The following is a 17,825-nucleotide window of genomic DNA, read 5'->3' as shown; positions in this document are numbered from 1 at the left end:
TTGAATAATACCCTTGTATGGTATATAATAACTGAATAGTATAATAAAGGAGTTAAAATGAAAAATGTAACTATAAAAATAAAAGGCATGGGATGTCAAAATTGCGTTAATGCTGTTACCAAAGAATTGAATGCTTTAAACGGTATAAACAAAGTTGATGTAAGTCTGGAAAATGCCTGTGCTCAAGTTGAATATGATGAAAGCAGAATAAGTACAGATAAAATGCTTGAAGCTATAAAAGAATTGGAATATGAGCCTAGTTTATAGTTTTTAATTTAATATGTTTGCTTTTATAGAAGGAAAAGTTTGTATAATATCAGAAGGCATTATTGCTGTACTTTGCGGAGGCATTGGATATGAGATTGTAGTATCGAAGAAGCTTGAAGTAAAAAATGATGATAATATAAGACTTTATACTAAGCTTATACATAGAGAAGATGCTATGATGCTTTACGGTTTTCTTACCAGAGAAGAAAAAAATATGTTTAATATTCTTATGTCTGCATCTGGTGTAGGACCAAAGCTTGCTATGGAGATACTTTCCACTTACTCTATCACCGATTTGATGCATATACTATTTAATAGAGATATTAGTCTTTTGAAGAAGGTATCAGGTATGGGCATAAAAAAGGCTGAGAAGCTTTTATTTGAACTCAGGGATAAGATAGAAAAAATAGATATTAATGTTTCTTCATCTGAAATAGGAAGCGGTAATGAAAGCGATGTTGTAAAAGCTCTTATATCACTTGGTTTTTCAAATGCCGAAGCTATTAAGGCTTTGTCTGAAGTAGAAAATAAAGATAATATGAGTACGGAAGATTTAATAAGCAATGCTTTAAGAAATTTAAGCAGTTTATAATTTCATCATAAATAAAAAAGAAATAATTGAAAATAACTTATTACAAATATATAATTTATGTTATTTAATATTAATTAGCAATATAAAAAGGCATAATTTAATGGATGTAACTATAAAAAAAGCTGAAATAAAAGATGTATTTGATATAAGCAAACTTCATGCAATATGCTGGAAAGATGCTTATAAAGATATTATACCGCATTCATATTTGAAAAGAATATATTTAGATGACTGGTGCGGAGAATTTGAAGACGGCATTAATAATAAAACAAGAGAAGCGCATATAGCATATATTGATAATAATCCTATAGGGGTTATATCTCATGGCAAAAGCAGAAGCAATATGGAAGGCTATGGGGAGATAATATCTCTTTATATTCACCCTATATATCAGGGTTCGGGTATAGGAAGTTTATTATTAGAGCATGCAGTTAAATATATAAAAGATTTGGGATACAGCAATATATGTCTTTGCGTTTTTGATAAAAATGAAAAAGCAAAAAAATTTTATGAGAAAAACGGATTTAAATATTCGGGTAAAAAAAATAGTTTAAAAATAGGTGAAAAAGATATAGAGGAAAGTATCTATATTTATAATATATAAAAATCTGTTAATATATTTTATTTATTGTCAGTATAATTAAATCTTTGTATACTTGAATTTTTATATTTTTATAATATATTATATTCTGTTATGGAAAATAATATAGATACTCAGAAAAAAACAGAAAATAATACAGAAAATAATAATGTCTATTATAAAGAGTTTACAGTTTCATTATCAAGCATAGATTATGAGGGACCTTTATCTTTGCTTTTTGATATGCTTAAAAGAAGCGAAAAGAGCATATATGAAGTTTCTATTTTAGAAATTATAGATCAGTTTATAGATTATCTTAAGTCTCAGGCTGCCTTGAATTTAGATTCTACGGGCGATTTTTTAGTTGTTGCTTCAGAGTTTCATCTTTATAAATCAAGAATGCTTCTTCCTCATGATATGGATGATGATAAGTTTACGGATAAGCTTAAATTTGAGATTGTGGAGCAGATGCTTGAGTTTCAAAGATATAAAATTGTTTCGGAAGAACTTGACAGGCTTCAGGATACTTCGGATACTGTATTTGAAAGAAAAGATACAGAGAGAGTTAAATTCTTTAAAAATAATGATTCAGATGATAATGAAATAGCTTGGAAGGATATAAGGCTTTACGATTTGGTATATGCTTTTACTAAAGTGCAGTTTGTGCCTGAAACAGATTTAGCTGTTCTTTCTGGAATGTCCAATTTTCATATAGATAATGCCATTGATATGATAAGAATAAAATTATCCGAATCAGCTTTTTTCCCTTTTATTATGCTTTTCAAAGACGGAGTTACTAAAAGACAGCTTGTTACATTTTTTTTAGCTATTTTAGAGCTTGTAAAAGAAAAAGAAATTTTATTAAAGCAGGAGATGAAGTTTAAAGATATTTATGTATTTAAAAGAAACGGCAGTTTTATGGCTGAATCTGTAAAAGAATATAAAAAAGATAATTAATAATATAAAATATAATAATTAAATTTTAAAGTATGGTCAATTATGATTAAATATAAACCAAGAAATAAAATTGAGCTTAGAAGTCTTATAGAAAACAATAATATATATTTAGGATATATTGATACTTCTTTGATAGATGATATGTCTTTGCTTTTTGAGAAGCCTAATTTTGCATGTTTTGACGGATCTTATAATGAATATGAAAATTATAATATAAGAATAGATTTTTCGGGTATAGATAAATGGGATACTTCCAATGTATTAAATATGAAATCGATGTTTCATAATATAAAAAACTTTAATATCAATATTAATGATTGGAATGTCTGCAATGTTATTGATATGAGCTTTATGTTTTACGGTGCTGAGAGTTTTAATCAGCCTTTAAATAAATGGAATGTATGCAATGTTAAATATATGGCTTGTATGTTCAAAAATGCTGTAAGCTTTAATCAGGATTTGAATACTTGGAATATGAATACCGATGCAGCAATTAAAGACATGTTTATAAATACTTCATTAACAAAGAATCCTTGCTGGTATGATAAATAGTCTGATTTATTTTATAAAAATATAAAGTCAATATAATTAAATTTTATTGTAATGTTTTATAAAATTTGTTATTATATTCATATTAAATAATATTATGGAACTATAGCAATGATTAAGTCTTTTAACGGTGTTCTAAGCAGAGAAAATGTTTCGCTTAAAAAATTTAATACTTTCAGAGTTAATGCTAAGGCTTTGGAGTTTTATATGCCTGAAACTATAAACGGTTTTATAGATTTGATTAAATATCTTAATGATAATAGTAAAAGATATATGATTTTAGGCGGAGGAAGTAATATTTTATTCTTAGATAGGGTAATAGAGTTTCCTATTATATATACAGGTTTTTTTTCCAGAATAGAGCATACATCTCATAGTATTTTATCTTATTCCGGCGCCTATATTACTGATGCTGTGAAATATGCATATAAAAATTCTTTTACAGGTTTGGAGTTTTTATACGGACTTCCTGGCAGTATCGGAGGAGCTGCATATATGAATGCAAGATGCTACGGTCATTCCGTATCCGAGTTTATTGACAGCATTGGCATAATAAATGATGATACCGAATATATTCATATTGGTATTGATGATTGTAATTATGCTTATAAGAGAAGTATTTTTCAGGATAAAGAATATATTATACTGGATGTAAGATTTAAATTAATTAAGTCGTCAAAGAAATTAATTAAACCTGAAATGAACAAGTATTTAAAAGACAGAAAAAGTAAGCATCAATTTAAATATCCTTCAGCTGGAAGTGCATTTTTAAATGATTATGAAACTAATATGATAGCTGGAAAAGTTATTGATTCTGTTAATATGAGAGGCTTAAGACTTGGAGGAGCTATGGTTTCGCCTTATCATGCCAATTTTATAATTAATTATAATAATGCTTCAGGAAAAGATATATTTAATCTTATGAAAAAGGTGAAAGAAGAGGTTTATAATCAAAAAGGCATTACTTTAAATGCTGAAGTTAGAATTATATCCAATGATAAAAATGCAGAATTTTAATAAAATCAGTATTTACAGCAATTGAAAATATTAATGCAGTATATTACTTATTCTTTAAAATTTGATATATTACTTTTATAAATATATACTGTATTCTTCATGTTTATTTTAATGGTATATTTAATTATAGGAGATATATATGAATGATGATATAAAGCTTATAACAGATTTTATTAAATGTGATTATGAAATATTGGAAGGCGGACTTGAAGATGACGGCAAAATAATAGATTGGTATAAAAAAAATTTAAAAAAAGGAAAAAAGGAAGGATACACCCCCTTAATTATAATACCAAGCGAAGTGCTTTCTGAACAAGTATCAATGTTTCTTGAAGATAATGATTCTGAAATTGAAGATTCAAAAAAATTAATTTCAGAATATATAGAAAAATCAAAAAAAATAGATTATAAAGAATATTTGAATCGAAGTATTGAAGATATTTATGACGATGAAGAATATATAGATGATATAAAAAGAAGTTTAAATAAGCCTTTTGAAGAATTTGAAGTAATAAACAGTTTTTCTTCTTATTATAATTATGAAACGGAAGAAACTTATGATTTAATATTAGCCAAAATACCTACTCTGAATCCTTATGAATTGGCATGCTATATTCCTATGGGCGGTTTTAATGATTGTCCTAATCCTGAAGTACAAACTGCTGTTTTTAAATATTGGTATGAAAAATATCAGGCTTATCCTGCTGTTGTGAATTATAATACTTGGGAGCTTTTTACAGAAATAAAGCCTAATACCAAAGAAGAAGCCCTTAAACTTGCTTGCGAGCATTTTATTTTTTGTACCGACAGAGTTAGTCAGTATTCAGAAAATTATGATATCGGAAAATTGGCGGGTACATTATTAAAATCTGATATTTGGTATTTTTGGTGGGATTAATAAATGCAGTTTAGTTTATAATTAATCTTTATATATTGATGCATCAGCAATAATATTTATATAAGCTTATGCTTTTTTGAATAGTACTTAGATATTAAAATAATTTGAATTATATAAAAAAACATTAAATCAGTTTTTAATAAAACCGAAAATAATTGCAGGTATAATTTTATAATTCAGGATTTATTATTATGAATATGTTTACTGATACGACATACGCTAAAACTATGACGGTTGCAAAAAAGCTTTTAAATGTTTACGGGCTCAGAGCTGAGGTTATAGCTGATAATATAGCAAATGTGTCTACTCCGAATTTTAAAAGAAGCGATGTAACTTTTGAATATCAATTAGCAAGAGCTTTAGACAGTGAGAAATATGATGGTATGGAAGCTGTAAGAACGGATCCCAGACATTTTCCTTTTCATATGCCTATGGATTATAAGCAGGTTGCACCGAAGCTTACGGTAGATTATGACACTAGCTACAGAAACGATAAAAATAATATAGATATAGACAGAGAAATGGCTGAAGAGGCAAAAAATACATTAAGATATCAAATGTTTACTCAGATAGTTAATGCTCAATACAGAGAGATTAGAAGAATGATAGGAAATGCTTAATAATATTATTTAATTGCAAAGGAGATATAGTATATGGGAATATTTTCAATTATTAATACATCTGGCAGCGGACTTACAGCTCAAAGAACAAGATTAGATGTTATTGCAGATAATATAGCAAATGTTAATACAACAAGAACTACAGAAGGCGGCACTTTCAGAAGAAGCAGAGTTATATTCAAGCCCAGAGATGACGGAAATAAATATAGAAGTCCGTTTTTACCTAATGCTTTGCAGCCTAATGTAGGTACAGGAGTAAGGGTATTTAGTATAGAAAAAGATACGGAAACAGCGACAAGATTTGTTTATGATCCTTCTCATCCTGATGCCATTAAATACGGAGAGAAAGCGGGTTATGTTGAGATGCCTAATGTTAATCCTGTTACCGAGATGGTTGATATGATGGAAGCTTCAAGAGCTTATGAGGCTAATTCCACAATGATTCAGTCAGCTAAAACTATGTTTGGAAGTGCTTTGAATATTATCAGATATTAATCAGTTTTTATAAAAGGATATTTTTATGAATATTAATAGTATAATGAATGCAAAAACAGGAAATGTAGGCGATAATTACGGATTTGTATTGAAAACCACAGACTATAGACATTACGGACCTGAGCGACAGTTAAGAAGAATCTCAGGCGGTGATTTAATAAGTAATTTCGGCACAATGCTGAGCGATGCTGTAGATGCCGTAAATCAAAAGCAGGTTGACAGAGATAATATAATAGTTCAGGCTGGAATAAGACCTGATCAGGTTGATGTATCCGATGTAATGAATGCAGTTGCAGAAGCAGAATTATCTCTTAGTTTTACAAAAGCAGTTATAGACAGAGCTGTAAGAGCTTATCAGGAAATAACAACTTACAGATAATAAATAAAATAAGATAAATTATTAATAATGAACAATAATAAAATGTTCTCCTTCAAAAAAGAATTATTAAGGGCAGGCACTTACGGCATAATAGCTGTGGTGTTTGCCAACTTAATTTTCCTCTCAATATACAATGATAATCAAGTATATATGACAATTATATTAATAATACTTGAAATAATTACTATAGTTTTTTTATATCTTGATGTGGCTAATATCAGCAAAAGAAAATTAGTATTCATTAAAAATAATTCTAAATTGGAGCATCATGTAAGCAAAAATATCAGCAAAGATTTTATAATAGAAAGACTTAAATATTTCGGCTATAGTATGTATTCTGTAAACTCTTCAAGAGTTTTTATCAGAGCAGATGTTATAAAAAATAAAAAATCTATTATAATACATGCATATTATTTTTTCTTAGCAGATATTGATAAAGACGGAGAGTCTGTACTTAATAATATTAAAAATGAAATTAATGATATATTTGATCTTTATATAGATGATAATCAAAAACTTTTTCAAAAAGACAGTATAAATAATAAGGATAAAATATTAAAAGCTAAATTATACAATCATGCCGTTTTTATTTTTTATGGGGATAATATTCCAAGCAGAATAATAGAAATGTCTGAATACGGATACACAAAAGATAAATTATTAAACAGCAATGCTCAGATATTCGCAATATCATATTTACCTGAAGAAAGCAAATTATATTATGCTGACGGTATAGAGAATATAGAAATCATAAATAAATTTCCAAAGAATGATTTTATTTATATTATAAAAGATATATTTTCTTTATAGAATCAATAATTTAAATTTATATCAAATCTGTCATTTATTAACGGTATAATATTTATTACAGGCTCTTCATAAGGGTGAATTTCTTTTATTGTTTTTATGATGCTTTCTATATTTTTTATATCTGCAGAAAACTCTATTTTATCTTCATTAGCTTTAGATATTTCATTAATATTTCCGTTAAAAGGATTAGCATTTTTAAGAGGGCGCCAATAACCTGTTATTTTTGAGACAGACATTACATTGTCATAATTGCCTTTACCTAATGCTCCTATATTATTTAAAGCTTCTCTTAATTTTTGGGTGTATTCTTCAGGTATATATGTTTCTATCTTTATTTTTTTTATATCCATAAATAAAGCCTCATAATTTAATAAGCTTAATATTTTATTACAGCTTTTTTATATATTGATATGATATACTTTAAAATATATGCTGTCAATTAATTATATAATAAAAATTGAAAAACTTAATTTTATAAATCGCTATTAATAAAATTTTTTGGTATAACTAAAATATTATTCCGGATAAAAATTATTTTGTTATTATATTATGGTTTAAAATTTTATAAAATGTCCTAATTGTTAAGTCTCAGTTGAGAAAAGACACCATTTAATATTTTCTGAAGGATTTATGAAAGGAAGAATAGCATAAATAAATTTGTTGAAACTTTATGCTATAATCCTGCATTAATATATGGTTTTTATTCCAAAAAAGGTGCAATTATACCAAATGCTGATGCCTGTATTACCGTAATATATCCTAAATAAAAAATATGTTATTTCAAAGTCTTATGAATATTTTTTATAAAGTTTCATAAGATATAGCTTTATATTTAATTATTAAGCTTTTTATTTGTAAATATTTAAAAATGGTTTATAATATAAAGATTACTAATTTTAAGGATATTAAAAATGGCAAAACCTATAACAAAAGAAGGATATGATAAAGCTAAGTCTAAACTTTCAGAATTAAAATCTGAGTTTGAGACTTTGCCTGCTATTATTGCAGAGGCTAGAGAGAAAGGCGATTTAAAAGAAAATGCCGAGTATCATGCTGCTAAAGAAAAACAAGGATTATTAAATGCCCAAATATCAAAATTGGAAAGCGATTTGGCAGTATGTGAAATAATAGATCCCGCTTCATTAGATAAAGACATAGTAACTTTCGGAAAAAAGGTTAAAGTAAAAGATAAAAATAGAAATGCCGTTTTTGAATACAGAATAGTCGGAGAATTAGAAGCAGATATGAATAAAAATGAAATTACTATAGTAACTCCTATTGCTAAAGGTTTATTATCTAAAAAAGTGGGAGATGTTGTTGCTATAAAAGTTCCGGCAGGAGATAAAGTTTTAGAGATACTTGAAATCAGCATTTAATATAGTATCAAGCAAATAAATTTGCTTGAAGTTTTTAAATAAAGTTGTATATTTTAAGTATATTCCAAATCTTAGGAGTTTATTATGTCAAAAATGAAAGTTATGATAGCATCTTCAGAGGCGGCGCCTTTTATAAAAACAGGAGGACTTGCTGATGTGGTCGGAGCTTTGCCTATATATTTAAAGAAATTAAATGTTGATGCTTGCGTCGTGCTTCCGAAATATAGGGATATTAATTTTTATGATTGTCATTTGGAAAATATACTTCCTACTATGGGCGTATGGATGGGAAACGGAGAAGAATGGTGTTCCGTATTTAAAACTGTAAAAGACGGAGTAGATTTTTATTTTATAGAGCATCATAGTTTTTTTAGCAGAGAAGGTCTTTACCATGACGCTTCTTTTAATGATTATAATGATAATGCTTGGAGATTTGGTTTTTTTTCCTGCGCTGCTTTGCAGTTATGCAAGGATTTGCCGCTGGATGTAGATGTTGTTCATGCTAATGATTGGCAGACTGCTTCAATTTCTGCCTATATAAAAACTTGGCATTGGAATGATAAAATAGGAAGAGCTGCAAGCCTCCTTACTATACATAATGCTAATTATCAAGGCATATATAATGCAGCATCTACCTATGATTATTTAGGTTTGGGCTGGAATAATTTCAGCCCCGATGCATTTGAAGATCATGGAAACATTAATTTATTAAAAGGCGGAATATTCTTTTCTGATGTGGTTACAACAGTAAGTCCTACATATGCCAGAGAGATTTCTTCTCCTTACGGCGGGCATGGAATGGCGCCTTATTTGCAGAATAAAACTACAAGTTTCTTTGGAATACTAAATGGTATTGATGAAGATGTTTGGTCTCCTGAAAAGGATAAGCTTATACCTGAAAATTATTCTGCAGATAATATGGACGGCAAAAAAATATGCAAAAAGGAGCTTCAGAATAGATTCTTGCTTGAGGAAGATGATGATATTGTATTAATAGGAGCCATAGGCAGATTTGTAGATCAAAAGGGATATCATTTTATAGCTTCTATAATAGATTCTTTAGTTAATAATATGAAAGTGCAGTTTTGCATACTCGGAAGCGGAGATAAAGGACTTGAAAGTTTCTTTGGAGATTTACCTAAAAAATATCCTGGAAGAGTCGGTTCTTATATAGGATATAATAATGAATTATCGCATTTAATAGAAGCTGGCTGCGATTTATTTGTGATGCCTTCATTGTTTGAGCCTTGCGGACTTAATCAAATGTATTCTTTGAGATACGGTACTTTACCTATTGTGCATGCCACAGGCGGGCTTGAAGATACTGTTGATAATTATAATGAACAGACAGGCGAAGGTACAGGTTTTAAATTTTATGATTCCGATCCTTCGGCTTTATATAATACTATAGGCTGGGCTGTAAGCGTTTATTATGATCATAGAGATAGGTTTATAAATATGCAGAAGAGGGGTATGAAGATAGATAATTCTTGGGAGAAAAGTGCAAAAGAGTATATAAAAGCTTATAAACTTGCTGTACAAAATAAAAATAAATATGATAAGAATTGCATATTGTAAATAGATATAAATAATATTGGAGAGTTTATTTAAAATGGAAAAAACTAATAATATTTTGTATGTTATGCCTGGTCAGAACTTTCAAGATGAAGAATATTTTGAAAGCAAGAAAATTTTTGAAGGATCAGGATATAAAACAAAAGTATCTTCCACATTTATAGGAACTGCTCAAGGTAAATTCGGAAGTACGGAAAATATAGATTTGCTTTTCAGCGAAGTTGATGCTATTGAATTTGATGCCGTTATATTTATAGGAGGAATAGGATGCATCACTTTATGGGACGATTGGCGTACTCAGGGTCTTGCCAGACTATTTTTAGATAATCAGAAAATAGTAGGGGCAATAGGAAGCGGTGTTGTTATAATGGCTAATGCTAAGATACTTGATGGTATTAATGTTACATGCTTATCTGCCGATGAATCTCATGTACGGCATGGAAATGCTAATGTATTGACTGATAATGTTGTAGTTTCAGGTAATATAATAACTGCAAACGGTCCTCATTCTTCAAAGGAGTTTGCCCATACTATTGTGGAGGCATTGAATAACATATCTTAAATAAAAAAATAATATTATAAATTGGATTTTATTATGGTAAAAGCGGTATTTTTTGATATAGATGGTACTTTGGTAAGTTTCAATACTCATAAAGTTTCAGATTTGTCAAAAGAGGCTATAAAATTATTAAAAGATAAAGGAATAAAAGTTTTTATAGCTACGGGCAGAATAAAGAAGCATATAAATAATTTAGGAGATTTAAAATTTGACGGATATATAACTGCTAACGGTTTTGACTGTTATATAGGAGAAAAATCCATTTACAGAAATTCAATAGCTAGAGAAGAAATTTATTCTTTAATGCACTATTTGAAAAATAAGGAAAACTTTCCATGCTCCGTTATGATTGACAGCGGAATATTTATAAATTATATTACGGAAGATGTGGAAAAAGTATCAAACTCTATTAATCTTACTATACCTTCGGCTGATAATTATTATGAGCTTTTAGAAAAAAATGCAGACAATATTCTTCAGCTTAATTTATTTGTAGATGATAAAAAAGAAAAAGAATTAATGCATAGCATATTTAAAAACTGCGAGGCAAGCAGATGGCATCCTTTATTTGCAGATGTTAATAATAAAGGCGGAGGAAAACATATAGGTATAGATAAAATTATAGAATACTATGGTATAGAGCTGTCGGATACTATGGCTTTCGGTGACGGAGGTAATGATATTTCTATGATAAAACATGCCGCTGTAGGAATTGCTATGGGCAATGCTGATGAAGAGGTAAAAAAATATGCAGATTATATAACGGACGATGTTGATAATGATGGTATATATAAAGCCTTAAAATATTTTAATATGCTATAGATAACTTAATTCTATTTCTTGAAAAGTCAATTTTTTTTTACTATACTTAATATTATATAATAAAAATTGGAGTTTTTATATGAGAGCTTTTAATACTGTTGCATTGATACTTGGCGGAGGCAGAGGAACAAGACTTTATCCTTTAGTTAAAGCCCGCTCTAAGCCTGCAGTATCTTTGGGCGGTCAATACAGAATGATAGATATACCTGTATCTAATTGTATTAACAGCGGATTTAGGAATATATATGTTATTACTCAGTTTAATAGTGCTTCTTTGAACAATCATATATACAATGCCTATAGATTTGATAACTTTTCAGGAGGACATGTAAGTATACTTGCAGCCGAGCAGACAGATACTAATATAGATTGGTATCAGGGTACTGCAGATGCCGTTAGAAAAAATCTTGCACATTTTGATAATGAATTTGTCAATAATGTAGTTATACTTTCAGGTGATCAGGTGTATCGTATGAATTATAATGTAATGCTTCAGCATATGCTTGAAACAGGGGCTGATATAGTAGTTGGAACAGTTCCAGTTGTAAAGGAAGATGCCAAAGGTTTTGGAGTTATGCTTGTAAATAAAAGAGGTCAGATTACCAATTTTCATGAAAAACCAAAAGAAGATGAGGTACTTAATTCATTAAAGTTAAGCCAAGAACAGAAAAAAATGTTCAATATAGAAGATCCTCATAAAGAATATTTGGCTTCTATGGGTATTTATGTATTCAGGCACAGTGTACTTAAAGAGCTTTTATCTGATGTTTCTATGATTGATTTCGGCAAGGATATTATACCTGAAGCTATAAAAAAATATAAAGTATTTAGCTATGCATTTCAAGGTTATTGGGAGGATGTAGGAACTATTAAAGCATATTTTGAGGCTAATATATCTTTTGGAAGCAAAAATCCTCCTTTTGATTTTTATGATGAAAGTACTCCTATATATACTCATGTGAGATATTTATCTCCTTCTAAATTTGATAAAGCTGATGTAACTTCAAGTATTATAGCCGACGGATGCAGGATAGAGAATGCTGTTATAAAAGAATCCGTAATAGGCGTACGCTCTGTTGTTCAAAGCGGTTCAACTTTAGAAAGAGTTATTATGATGGGCAGCGATTATTATGAGAATAGTAATGATATTGAGAGACTTAATGTTAAGCATTTGCCTAAAATAGGCATTGGTAAAAAATGCACTCTTAAAAATGTTATAATAGATAAAAATGTAAGAATAGGCAATGAGGTTGTTATTACTAATAAAAAGAAAATACAGCATCAGGACAGCGAATTCTATTGTATCAGAGACGGAATTGTAATAATACCTAAAAATACTGTAGTTAAAAGCGGCACTATTATATGATTATTTGTCAGTTTTTTTTGATGCGGATGCATATTATAATGTAAAAAAATAGTAAAAATATTGTAAATAAACTTGACAAATATATTAAAAATGATATACTTATTATTGTAAAGATAATTTACATATATTGTTTTTAAGGAGAGTAAATCATGAAAAAATTATTTGTTTTATTATCATCATTAGTTATTTTATCCGTTTCTAATCTTTTTGCGGATGATTGGGTAGTTCCGCCTTCTGCCTTGCCTCAGCAGGCTTCATCATTTATTAACAGGGTATTTCCTAATGTTCAGATATGGAAAGTTGAAAGAGACGGAAGGAAATTTGATGTTAAATTGTCTAACGGAGTATCAATAGAATTTTTAGGCAATGGGTATTGGACTAGTATAGACAGCGAATATGCTCCTATACCTGATGCCGCTTTTCCTCCTTCTGTAGTACGGGCTGTAAAAAATGCATATCCGCAGGCTTCCGTTATTGATGCTGAAAAAGAATGGGGAAATTATAAATTAAAATTAAATAATATGATGGAAGTTATAGTTTCAGAAAACGGACAGATTATCGGACAAAAATTTGATGATTAATTTAATTATGAAGAAGAAAAAAGCGGTAAGATATATTGTGTTATAGAAGTCTTACCGCTTTTAGTTTTATTTCCATTTATCTATTTCATCTAATCTGGGCTTATAAATCTTATCATATAATATTTTTATTATATTATCATGCTGTTCTTTATTTTCTAAATTTCTGTTTGTCATTATTTTCATTTTTATAGATGATATTTTATTGTTTTTATCTAGACAAGGCATATCATAATCATAATCTGCCAATATAAGACCAAATCTTTTATACCATTCTATACGCTTTTTTGCAGTTTCATTTAATTCGTAAGGTTCAACTTCTATAACTATTAATTTATTATTAATCATATTAAGTATTTTAGTTAAAACTTCCGAGCCGTATTTTCTTCCCCTTAATTTTTTATCTATAGCCAGATATTCTACGTAATTAATATTATCTAAATGCCAAATAACCGTAAAGCCGATTGGAATATTTTCGTCTAATATGGAATATGATTTATAATTATTATTGTCTTTATTTTCCATAATCATATCAAAAGACCATCTTTCCTCTTTAGGAAAAGCATCGTTATATAATTGCTTATAAAAATCTATGTTTTCAGAATTATGCTTTATTTCAATTAATTTAATCATAATTAACTCCTATATTATATTTAGTCCGATTATATACTGTATTTTAAATTAAGTAAATATATGTTAAAGCATATTGAAATTTTAATTGATATAATTTACAATTCAGAAGAATATATTAAAAAAGGTTTATAGAATGTCATCATTAATATCTATGAAAAATATAGGTAAGGAAATAGCAATAAAATTAGAATCGGTTAATATTGATTCTCCTGAAAAACTTATTAAGCTTGGAGCGGAAAAGTCTTTTTTAATGTTAAAAGAATCATACCCAAAAATATGTTTGGTATATTTATATGTATTGTATGGAGCTATTGCTGATATAGAATATACAAAAATTCCTGATGAAAGGAAAAAGCAGTTAAAAGAGTTCAGCGATTCTTTAAAAAACATTAAACAGTCAAAAGTAATTTAAAAATATATGCCGTTTTTATAATTTTTATTTCTATAGCTTGCAAAATTATTAATATGGAAATAAAAATTATGCGAAGTCTTTCAAATGTCCTTTTGAAACTTTCTTAAAAGCACGCAGATAATATTTAATATCATCTAAATCTCTGATGGATAATACTTTATGCATTAAAAAACTGGGGCTGAAACTCAAGTTATAAAGCTTTTGAATATATTCTTTTATTTTTTCTTCTCCGACATCGGTTTTCATAACGGCAGTGCGCATATCATAATCTTCCCAATTCTCTGTAGTTAGCCAATTTTCTCTTTTGCATTGATTGAATAACTCTGTGCCCGGATACGGAATTATAATTGTAGCCTGCATAGTTTTTGCATATCCTTTAAGAAGAAGCTTTTTAGTAAGCTCATAAGTTTTTTGAATATCTTCTTCGGTTTCCCAAGGATAGCCCAGCATTACTGTAATATGAGGAGAAAGTCCTGCATCCGAAGCGGCTTTGCATGATGGAATTATATCTTCGGTTTTATTTCCTTTAATAAGTCTGTCTAATGTATGCTGACTTGCAGATTCGAGTCCGAATAAAAGGAATCTGAATCCTGCTTTTTTCATAAGTCTGTATTCGTCTTCATTGCATGCCCCAAAACGCATATTGCAGTCTATATTAACTTTTTTATTCAGTTTTTTATCTATCATAAAATTGCAGAAATCATTGAGCCATTTTTTTACTGGAAAGCACCCTGTATCGTCCATTATTTCTTTTATATTGTATTTATTGTAAAGAAACTCTATTTCATCAGCTACATTTTCAGCGGTTCTTACACGGAAATTGTTATATATTCCAGTCCAAGAACAGAATGTACATCTATGATGCCAGCAGTCTCTTCCAGCCATTATATAGGTTGCGGGTATTCTTTTGAAGTTTCCATTGTCATAAGCGTAATCTTGCCATGATGTTAAATCTCTGTCTATAAATGGAAGATTTTTTAAATCATGTTTTAATTCAAATAACCCTGTATTTTTTATACTGTTATATTCTCTATAGTATATGCCTTTTTCTAATTGAGTTTTGCCGTTTAAATATTCTATCAGGTTTAAAAGCAGAAAATCATAATCTCCGCCTGTAAGTAAATAATCAACTTTACAATTATCCATTGTTTCTTCAGGCATAGCAGTAACATGGTCTCCTCCTAAAACCACTATAATATTAGGGTATTTAGTTTTCAGCTCATCAGCTATTTTCCAAGCCTTATATATAACAGGAGTTTTAACTTCGAAGAATAATAAATCAGGAGTATTTGTTTCTAAATATTGATGCCATTCTTTAGAAGTCATATTTCTAGCTATAGCATCAACAAAATACACATTGTAGCCTGCATTTTTTATCATAGTAGCTGCAGTAGCTGGCACTACAGGATAAATATATGTAGGGGATTTAAACCATTGAAATTGCCTGTTTTGAGAAAGCATGGCTATTCCCCTGTCGCTTTCAAACGGCGGATATCCTATATATATATTATTTATTTTATTCATAAATTAATTTGCCTTTATAATTTTTAAGTATTGTAAATTATTATGTTTATTTGCTTAATTATACTTTAATTAATAAAAATGTAAATGATTGACAATAGCTATATAATTAAAAAACAGCTTAAATATAAAGCTATAGAATTAGCTGAAAAAAGATTATAGAATAAAATCAGCATTATTAATTTTTTATAGTTTATGCTATTATGTAATATTTATGTTTAATAATTTTGATATCATATCGGCTGATGTATCTTTATATAAAATTTTGTTTGGAGTTACATTGCCGTCAACTTGCTTAGTTAATTTTTTATTATCGTACAGATTATTGATAAATTCCACAATCATACTGGCTTTATCTAAATATATTTTTTTATTATCATTATATTTAAATGTTATGTATATTTTAGTGCTTCCCATAAAACTATGTTCTATAGTAAAATAATTATCTTTATAAACTATATTTCCAATAAGTCCTTCTATATTAGAATTAAAGCTTTTCAAAGCAACGGTTCCTACATATTTGTATTTATTATTTTTTTCTATTTCAAAAAGACAATAATAATACCAATAATTATTTTTTAATATTACCATTTCATAAGATGAGTTATCAGTGAATCTTATTTTTCTTATAACATAAACGGATAAATCTTTTTGATTTTTTAAATTTCCGTTTTCATTAAAAAAATTTTTATTTATTTTTATAGGCTTGCCGTCAATATCCTGAGAATAAATATTTGCATAAAATAAAGCGGTAATTATAAGTATAATTTTTATCATATAATAAATAGTCTCCTAATTAATTGAAGGCTATTATATCATATAAAATTTATTTCTCAATTATATTATTGAAAATACTTAATAAAAAAACTAGTCTAAATATTTAAACTGAGTTTTTATATTAAATAATTTTATATTCCTGTATCCATCAAATTATCATTAAGCATATCATCGGGCAAATAATTCGGGAAATCGTTAGGGGAGGAAGGTACTGTATTATTTCCGGGATTAGATCTGGCCTCATATTTTTCTAATATTCTGGCGGCGACAGCTGCATCCATTAGGCTTAAAAGATATGAGGTTGTACTGCTTCTTCCTTCCGCAGCGGCTATAGAATCCATTTCTAATAATACATCTATAACTAAATCATCAGAGCCGTTTGCAGCTAACTGATTGAGTAAAGCAACAGAGTTTTGAGGAGGCATACTGTTTATTTTATTGGCTAAGTCTGTTAATACTAACTGATACTGAGAAGATTCCTCCATAGTAGCTTGATAATTAGACCAAGCATTTAACAGATTTTGCCTGTCTTGTTCTATTAATTCAGATTGAGTGTTTAATTCTATTGCCTTGCTTGCTATTAAAGATTCCTGAGCCTGCAGGTCTTTTTCTCTTAGATTAAATGATTCTCTCATTTTATTTAAATCATCTCTTGCAAGAAGAGTCATATCTTCCACTCTAGGCTTTTGAGTAAATTTTGCTACAAAACCCGGCATATTAGGAGCTATTTTATTACGCATTAAAGTATAATAATTTACAACACCAAATATATCAAACATATAGAGTAATGCTATAAATGCCATTAAATTTGCTATAGTTAAAATTCCTATTTTTAATCTCATAAGCTTTAATCACCTTATTGCAATAGATAATAATTTTATGATAATATCATATATATAAAATAATAATATGTCAACTAATATATTATTATCGTAATTATTATCGTAATAATAAAATATTTAGTTATCATATTTTTTTATTTATTAGAAAATATTATGTTAATATAAAAAAGGTCATATATTTAAGTATATGACCTTTAATT

23 protein-coding genes are annotated in these 17,825 nt (G+C 28.3%); 18 read left to right on the top strand and 5 right to left on the bottom strand.

The annotated features are described in order from the left end of the window. The first annotated feature begins 57 nt into the window (after window positions 1-57). From QZ306_RS05780 to QZ306_RS05730, 11 genes are all read left to right on the top strand, one after another. Complete coding sequence (locus QZ306_RS05780; RefSeq protein WP_295162050.1) at window positions 58-267, top strand: cation transporter; 210 nt, start codon at window positions 58-60, stop codon at window positions 265-267. Between the two features lie 13 nt (window positions 268-280). After that, the gene (gene ruvA / locus QZ306_RS05775; protein ID WP_295162049.1) at window positions 281-859 is read left to right on the top strand and encodes a Holliday junction branch migration protein RuvA; all 579 of its coding nucleotides are present in this window, start codon (window positions 281-283) and stop codon (window positions 857-859) included. Window positions 860-959: 100 nt separating this feature from the next. Then, window positions 960-1,463, top strand: a complete 504-nt coding sequence (locus tag QZ306_RS05770; RefSeq protein ID WP_295162047.1) for a GNAT family N-acetyltransferase — start codon at window positions 960-962, stop codon at window positions 1,461-1,463. A 90-nt stretch (window positions 1,464-1,553) separates the two neighbouring features. Next, the gene (locus tag QZ306_RS05765) at window positions 1,554-2,396 is read left to right on the top strand and encodes a segregation/condensation protein A (protein ID WP_295162045.1); all 843 of its coding nucleotides are present in this window, start codon (window positions 1,554-1,556) and stop codon (window positions 2,394-2,396) included. Between the two features lie 42 nt (window positions 2,397-2,438). Then, window positions 2,439-2,948 (top strand): BspA family leucine-rich repeat surface protein, encoded by a 510-nt coding sequence (locus tag QZ306_RS05760; protein ID WP_295162044.1) that lies wholly within the window; start codon window positions 2,439-2,441, stop codon window positions 2,946-2,948. A 108-nt stretch (window positions 2,949-3,056) separates the two neighbouring features. Further along, window positions 3,057-3,962: a UDP-N-acetylmuramate dehydrogenase gene (gene murB / locus QZ306_RS05755; RefSeq protein ID WP_295162042.1), complete on the top strand. Its 906-nt coding sequence runs from the start codon at window positions 3,057-3,059 to the stop codon at window positions 3,960-3,962. 139 nt (window positions 3,963-4,101) lie between these two features. Beyond that, complete coding sequence (locus QZ306_RS05750; RefSeq protein ID WP_295162040.1) at window positions 4,102-4,860, top strand: DUF4253 domain-containing protein; 759 nt, start codon at window positions 4,102-4,104, stop codon at window positions 4,858-4,860. 191 nt (window positions 4,861-5,051) lie between these two features. Beyond that, window positions 5,052-5,480 carry a flagellar basal body rod protein FlgB gene (flgB, locus tag QZ306_RS05745; RefSeq protein ID WP_295162038.1) on the top strand — a complete coding sequence of 143 codons (429 nt, stop codon included), beginning with the start codon at window positions 5,052-5,054 and terminating at the stop codon, window positions 5,478-5,480. 33 nt (window positions 5,481-5,513) lie between these two features. Then, on the top strand, window positions 5,514-5,975 hold the full coding sequence (gene flgC / locus QZ306_RS05740; RefSeq protein ID WP_295162036.1) for a flagellar basal body rod protein FlgC: 462 nt from the start codon (window positions 5,514-5,516) through the stop codon (window positions 5,973-5,975). Between the two features lie 25 nt (window positions 5,976-6,000). Next, on the top strand, window positions 6,001-6,354 hold the full coding sequence (fliE, locus tag QZ306_RS05735; protein ID WP_295162034.1) for a flagellar hook-basal body complex protein FliE: 354 nt from the start codon (window positions 6,001-6,003) through the stop codon (window positions 6,352-6,354). Window positions 6,355-6,381: 27 nt separating this feature from the next. Further along, window positions 6,382-7,164: a hypothetical protein gene (locus QZ306_RS05730; RefSeq protein WP_295162032.1), complete on the top strand. Its 783-nt coding sequence runs from the start codon at window positions 6,382-6,384 to the stop codon at window positions 7,162-7,164. Window positions 7,165-7,166: 2 nt separating this feature from the next. Here QZ306_RS05730 and QZ306_RS05725 read toward each other — a convergent pair whose 3' ends face one another. Continuing rightward, window positions 7,167-7,514 carry a cytochrome C biogenesis protein gene (locus QZ306_RS05725; RefSeq protein WP_295162030.1) on the bottom strand — a complete coding sequence of 116 codons (348 nt, stop codon included), beginning with the start codon at window positions 7,512-7,514 and terminating at the stop codon, window positions 7,167-7,169. Window positions 7,515-8,075: 561 nt separating this feature from the next. Here QZ306_RS05725 and greA point away from each other — a divergent pair. From greA to QZ306_RS05690, 6 genes are all read left to right on the top strand, one after another. Further along, on the top strand, window positions 8,076-8,540 hold the full coding sequence (greA, locus tag QZ306_RS05715) for a transcription elongation factor GreA (protein ID WP_295162028.1): 465 nt from the start codon (window positions 8,076-8,078) through the stop codon (window positions 8,538-8,540). An 84-nt stretch (window positions 8,541-8,624) separates the two neighbouring features. Beyond that, complete coding sequence (gene glgA, locus QZ306_RS05710; protein WP_295162026.1) at window positions 8,625-10,118, top strand: glycogen synthase GlgA; 1,494 nt, start codon at window positions 8,625-8,627, stop codon at window positions 10,116-10,118. A gap of 34 nt (window positions 10,119-10,152) precedes the next feature. Beyond that, a complete protein-coding gene (locus QZ306_RS05705) occupies window positions 10,153-10,677 on the top strand; it encodes a DJ-1/PfpI family protein (protein WP_295162024.1) in 525 nt (174 codons plus the stop codon). Between the two features lie 33 nt (window positions 10,678-10,710). After that, window positions 10,711-11,496, top strand: a complete 786-nt coding sequence (locus QZ306_RS05700; RefSeq protein ID WP_295162023.1) for a Cof-type HAD-IIB family hydrolase — start codon at window positions 10,711-10,713, stop codon at window positions 11,494-11,496. Window positions 11,497-11,575: 79 nt separating this feature from the next. Continuing rightward, on the top strand, window positions 11,576-12,862 hold the full coding sequence (locus QZ306_RS05695; protein WP_295162021.1) for a glucose-1-phosphate adenylyltransferase: 1,287 nt from the start codon (window positions 11,576-11,578) through the stop codon (window positions 12,860-12,862). Between the two features lie 149 nt (window positions 12,863-13,011). Further along, window positions 13,012-13,443 (top strand): PepSY-like domain-containing protein, encoded by a 432-nt coding sequence (locus QZ306_RS05690; protein WP_295162019.1) that lies wholly within the window; start codon window positions 13,012-13,014, stop codon window positions 13,441-13,443. 66 nt (window positions 13,444-13,509) lie between these two features. Here the strand turns inward: QZ306_RS05690 and QZ306_RS05685 are convergent, their stop codons facing one another. Further along, complete coding sequence (locus QZ306_RS05685) at window positions 13,510-14,073, bottom strand: GNAT family N-acetyltransferase (protein WP_295162017.1); 564 nt, start codon at window positions 14,071-14,073, stop codon at window positions 13,510-13,512. A gap of 133 nt (window positions 14,074-14,206) precedes the next feature. Here QZ306_RS05685 and QZ306_RS05680 point away from each other — a divergent pair, with 133 nt between their 5' ends. Next, a complete protein-coding gene (locus QZ306_RS05680) occupies window positions 14,207-14,485 on the top strand; it encodes a TfoX/Sxy family DNA transformation protein (protein ID WP_295162016.1) in 279 nt (92 codons plus the stop codon). Between the two features lie 66 nt (window positions 14,486-14,551). Here the strand turns inward: QZ306_RS05680 and QZ306_RS05675 are convergent, their stop codons facing one another. From QZ306_RS05675 to QZ306_RS05665, 3 genes are all read right to left on the bottom strand, one after another. Further along, complete coding sequence (locus QZ306_RS05675; RefSeq protein WP_295162014.1) at window positions 14,552-16,009, bottom strand: radical SAM protein; 1,458 nt, start codon at window positions 16,007-16,009, stop codon at window positions 14,552-14,554. A 198-nt stretch (window positions 16,010-16,207) separates the two neighbouring features. After that, complete coding sequence (locus tag QZ306_RS05670; RefSeq protein WP_295162013.1) at window positions 16,208-16,783, bottom strand: hypothetical protein; 576 nt, start codon at window positions 16,781-16,783, stop codon at window positions 16,208-16,210. A gap of 131 nt (window positions 16,784-16,914) precedes the next feature. After that, entirely contained in the window at window positions 16,915-17,625 is a 711-nt protein-coding gene (locus QZ306_RS05665) for a flagellar protein FlbB (protein ID WP_295162011.1), read from the bottom strand. Between the last annotated feature and the right edge of the window lie 200 nt (window positions 17,626-17,825).

It is taken from the genome of uncultured Brachyspira sp. (assembly GCF_910588665.1).
Classification (GTDB): domain Bacteria; phylum Spirochaetota; class Brachyspiria; order Brachyspirales; family Brachyspiraceae; genus Brachyspira.
The sequence above is the reverse complement of the archived record's forward strand: the minus strand, read 5'-3'. Positions and strand labels throughout refer to the sequence as shown.

Coding starts and splice junctions, on each gene's coding strand:
- QZ306_RS05780 (WP_295162050.1), top strand. CDS start 58: ATGAAAAATGTAACTATAAAAATAAAAGGCATGGGATGTCAAAATTGC.
- ruvA (WP_295162049.1), top strand. CDS start 281: ATGTTTGCTTTTATAGAAGGAAAAGTTTGTATAATATCAGAAGGCATT.
- QZ306_RS05770 (WP_295162047.1), top strand. CDS start 960: ATGGATGTAACTATAAAAAAAGCTGAAATAAAAGATGTATTTGATATA.
- QZ306_RS05765 (WP_295162045.1), top strand. CDS start 1,554: ATGGAAAATAATATAGATACTCAGAAAAAAACAGAAAATAATACAGAA.
- QZ306_RS05760 (WP_295162044.1), top strand. CDS start 2,439: ATGATTAAATATAAACCAAGAAATAAAATTGAGCTTAGAAGTCTTATA.
- murB (WP_295162042.1), top strand. CDS start 3,057: ATGATTAAGTCTTTTAACGGTGTTCTAAGCAGAGAAAATGTTTCGCTT.
- QZ306_RS05750 (WP_295162040.1), top strand. CDS start 4,102: ATGAATGATGATATAAAGCTTATAACAGATTTTATTAAATGTGATTAT.
- flgB (WP_295162038.1), top strand. CDS start 5,052: ATGAATATGTTTACTGATACGACATACGCTAAAACTATGACGGTTGCA.
- flgC (WP_295162036.1), top strand. CDS start 5,514: ATGGGAATATTTTCAATTATTAATACATCTGGCAGCGGACTTACAGCT.
- fliE (WP_295162034.1), top strand. CDS start 6,001: ATGAATATTAATAGTATAATGAATGCAAAAACAGGAAATGTAGGCGAT.
- QZ306_RS05730 (WP_295162032.1), top strand. CDS start 6,382: ATGAACAATAATAAAATGTTCTCCTTCAAAAAAGAATTATTAAGGGCA.
- QZ306_RS05725 (WP_295162030.1), bottom strand. CDS start 7,514: ATGGATATAAAAAAAATAAAGATAGAAACATATATACCTGAAGAATAC.
- greA (WP_295162028.1), top strand. CDS start 8,076: ATGGCAAAACCTATAACAAAAGAAGGATATGATAAAGCTAAGTCTAAA.
- glgA (WP_295162026.1), top strand. CDS start 8,625: ATGTCAAAAATGAAAGTTATGATAGCATCTTCAGAGGCGGCGCCTTTT.
- QZ306_RS05705 (WP_295162024.1), top strand. CDS start 10,153: ATGGAAAAAACTAATAATATTTTGTATGTTATGCCTGGTCAGAACTTT.
- QZ306_RS05700 (WP_295162023.1), top strand. CDS start 10,711: ATGGTAAAAGCGGTATTTTTTGATATAGATGGTACTTTGGTAAGTTTC.
- QZ306_RS05695 (WP_295162021.1), top strand. CDS start 11,576: ATGAGAGCTTTTAATACTGTTGCATTGATACTTGGCGGAGGCAGAGGA.
- QZ306_RS05690 (WP_295162019.1), top strand. CDS start 13,012: ATGAAAAAATTATTTGTTTTATTATCATCATTAGTTATTTTATCCGTT.
- QZ306_RS05685 (WP_295162017.1), bottom strand. CDS start 14,073: ATGATTAAATTAATTGAAATAAAGCATAATTCTGAAAACATAGATTTT.
- QZ306_RS05680 (WP_295162016.1), top strand. CDS start 14,207: ATGTCATCATTAATATCTATGAAAAATATAGGTAAGGAAATAGCAATA.
- QZ306_RS05675 (WP_295162014.1), bottom strand. CDS start 16,009: ATGAATAAAATAAATAATATATATATAGGATATCCGCCGTTTGAAAGC.
- QZ306_RS05670 (WP_295162013.1), bottom strand. CDS start 16,783: ATGATAAAAATTATACTTATAATTACCGCTTTATTTTATGCAAATATT.
- QZ306_RS05665 (WP_295162011.1), bottom strand. CDS start 17,625: ATGAGATTAAAAATAGGAATTTTAACTATAGCAAATTTAATGGCATTT.